The sequence below is a fragment of the Sandarakinorhabdus sp. genome (assembly GCF_040398645.1).
Lineage (GTDB): Bacteria > Pseudomonadota > Alphaproteobacteria > Sphingomonadales > Sphingomonadaceae > Sandarakinorhabdus.
This window is the reverse complement of sequence record NZ_JBBATR010000041.1, coordinates 2,152-5,480: the sequence shown is the minus strand read 5'-3', so window position 1 is coordinate 5,480 and position 3,329 is coordinate 2,152. Positions and strand designations below refer to the sequence as shown.

General features: G+C 59.7%; 2 protein-coding genes. Both read right to left on the bottom strand.

What is annotated here, in order from left to right; translation table 11 throughout:
* Positions 1–419 precede the first annotated feature (419 nt).
* A complete protein-coding gene (locus ABWP50_RS09740; protein ID WP_353217803.1) occupies positions 420–1,628 on the bottom strand; it encodes a serine hydrolase domain-containing protein in 1,209 nt (402 codons plus the stop codon).
* A gap of 894 nt (positions 1,629–2,522) precedes the next feature.
* Positions 2,523–3,329: TauD/TfdA dioxygenase family protein (locus ABWP50_RS09735; RefSeq protein ID WP_353217802.1), on the bottom strand; the 807-nt coding region annotated here is incomplete at its 5' end.

The following is a 3,329-nucleotide window of genomic DNA, read 5'->3' as shown; positions in this document are numbered from 1 at the left end:
CGCCGTTGAACGGCGGTTTCAGGTCGTGAACTCACAAGCGGAAACGTCTGCAATGGGCGGTGAGCGGAATGGCTGCTTTTGCATGTTGAAAACGGCAGCGCGGCCTGCCGCAGATTGCCGAGGTAATGGCTGGAACCGACCCAGTTCAAGCCGTTCCCCGACCAATGTGTAAGAGGCGGCTGTTGCCGGAACCGGCCATTCCCGTGTGATTGAGCGGCGTGGCATCTTCGCGGCTCATTGCGGTCTTGCTCAAGGTTCAAGACGCTGCCCCGTTTGCAGACGTTATTTTGGCGCCCGCCGACTGCCCGAACACGCATGGCTGCGAGACCAGATGCTCCTTGCGCGGCTCCAGCGTCCTGCATTCTCATGTCCGCCCGAGCGCCAGGCTGCGCCAAGGACCGATCGCTGTTCAGCGCCCGCTACGAGATCGCCGCGAGGTACTTGTCAAGCACCACCTTTTTGATTTTCTCATCGTCAGGGCCGATGGCCGAATTCGCAAACACCGCGAGCTCCATGCCATCGGGCAGGAACAAGGCAATGCATTGTTCCTTGCGGTCGCCCGATCCCCAGCCGCCCTTCCTCACGTAGATCGTGCCGACATCCGTTTCCACATTGCCGTTGAGACCATAGCCCTTGCTCAGCATGGCCAGCGCAGCAGTCGGGGTGAGGATCTTGTTCGTGCGCCGGAAATGACTGAGCACGCTCATCAGTTCCTTGATCGACAAGCGCCAGCCAGCGCCTCCGGCCACCGTGGCAAGGTCCCCCGAATTCCAGCCAGTTTGGCCGACATTGGGATATGCATAGGCCAAGGCGCCGTTGGCTGCGGCAGGCATCGGCAGGAACCCCGCGCCTGACACGCCAGCGGGTTCGAAGACATTGTCTTGCATGTAGTCGCGGTAAAAGTCGGTGGCGATACCGTCCCAGATGACGTCATTTGTCTCGGCATTCGGGTGGAACATCCGGTCACGATCGATGTCGCCGATCACAATGGGAATCAGGATGCGCATCAGACCAAAGTTCGCGTTTTCGTAGCCGGAATCCTCACCAACGTTCTGCACGCCGGCGGCCACCTCCCGCTTCATGGTGAGGAAGCCGGTCTTGGTTCCTGGCACGCGGAAGCCTGACCGATGGGTGAGCAGGTGCGCGAAGGTGATCTGGTTGATGTTCTCACCCTGTTGCCAGTAGGCGGGCAGGAACTGGGCAATGCGGGTGTCGGGGTTCAAGCCATGCGTGCCCAGCGCTTTCAGCATGCCCATTGCCGTGAGCAGCTTGCTGACACTCGCGACGTGCATTTTCGTATCGGCGGTCCACACTTTCTCGCCATTGATCTTGGTATGTGCCCAGCCAACAGCGGCATAGTAGATCGGCGTGCCATTCTGGTTGAGCTGCATGACGTGGCCGACTGTCCTGATCGTCAGGTGTTGATTCAACGAATTCACGAATTTGTTGACATCCAGCGTGGGCTTGATCTTGGCCGCAGGTTCTTTTGGCAGCCTCACTTTCGGCTCTTTTTTCAACACCAACTCCGGTTCATCGTCATCATCCATTTTGACATCCGCCAGATGCGCTGGCGAAAACTCGTGACGGTCCAGCGAACTTGCTTGGAAACCGCGAGGGAGCCGCTTCATGTTCGCAAGCGAAGCAATCGGCTTTGAGGGACTCGGCATGGCGGGAACCTTTCTGCGGGTGTCAGGAGGAATAAAACATCAGTCCTGCGACAGAGCATAGGAAGTGCGCACAGCGGTAGCAAGCCATTCCATGGGTTCTTTGGCGGCGTGCCGAATGGACGGCGTAGTAGCCAGCCATTGATTAAGTTTATCCTATTGATAACGGACGAAGATTTTTGGTATGAATACACGGTCGCCGCGCTGCTCGAGCTCCTCAGAAACTGTGATATTGCCTGCTCCCGAAGTACCTTAAATCAGATAACTTCGAACGACCGTCGCCAAATCGGTCGTGCTACGGCGTGCATCTACAGAACAAGATTCGAGGCTAGACAGGCCCTCCGGTTATGAAGACGAGCGGAGGGGCAACGGTGCGGGCTAAGGTAACATTACAATGTAACTTATTGAAAACCGCACACTTCCATTCAATGAAATTACACAAACAAGCGCTCGAACGTCAGCTCTTGGTAGAAGTCGTCGTTCAGCAACCCCGCCAGGCGCAGCCGCGATGTCCCAAAGTCGGTCATTGCGCTGAGGCTGGTTTAAGGTGAACGAACGGCTGCTTCCAGGAAGCGCTGGATCGCCAACGAAGCGTCCGCTATTGAGGCGTAACCCGCCGTTTCCCCGTCACCCCGGACTTGATCCGGGGTCCCGCTTTCTGGGTATGGCTGTGACTGTGAACCGCCCTGTTGCTTCGCTTGATGAGAGGCAGCGGGGCCCCGGAGCAAGTCCGGGGCGACGCGTGCTTGTTCAGAGTGACGGCGCTACGACCGGGATGGGGCGAAAGCAGCCGCGCGGCTTTATGAGTCTACGTCCTGGACAGCGCCGGTAAACGGCGGTTTCAGGCAGCGCCGCCGATCACGCCGCCGCGATGGTGGTGCGGTGCAGGCGGCGGGCGTGGCCCTGATAGCCGCCGGTGGCGGCATGCAATACCGAACGATTATCCCACATCACCAGCATGTTCGGCTGCCATTTGTGGCGATACTGAAACTGCTCCTGCCCCTGCCAATGATAGAGCTCCAACAGCAGCGGCAGCGCGTCGGCATCGGCCATGCCGTCAAAACCGATGATATAGCCAAGGCAGCTGAACAGGCCGGGACGGCCGGTTTCGGGGTGGTTGCGGATGAAGGGATGCGTTTGCGTGGCGCGTGCGGTTTCGGATGGGCGAATGTCCATGCTGCGGTCCTTATCTCCAGCGCCGTAGAAACCATCGGGGGCATAGGCCTTTTGTGCGCTGTGGATGGCCATGCGGCCTTCGATGCGGGCACGCAGTGCTGGCGGCATCGCCTCCAGCGCCAGATGCTGGTTGGCAAACAGCGTGTCGCCGCCCGTCGGCGGGATGGTGATGCCATAAAGGCAGGTGCCAGCCGGCGGCCGCGCCTGAAAGCTCCAGTCCGTATGCCAGTTTTCGGCAAAGATCGGCGCGGTCTCATCGGCCGCGCGCGTCACGGCGATGATGTGCTGGCGGCCAGGGATCGGCGCAATGTACGGATCCTCACCAAAGCCGCCCATCGCCAGCGTGAAGCGTTCCAGATCGTCATCGCTCAGGTGCTGATCGGGAAACACCAGCACATGATGCGCCAGCCAGGCGGCGCGGATGGCGGCCACCTGATCAGCTGACAGCGCCGACGCCAGATCAACGCCCGTTACCCGCGCGCCGCAGGC

Bases quoted from the DNA above. Each gene is read 5' to 3' on its own strand.
- ABWP50_RS09740 (WP_353217803.1), bottom strand. From the start codon at position 1,628: ATGAAGCGGCTCCCTCGCGGTTTCCAAGCAAGTTCGCTGGACCGTCAC.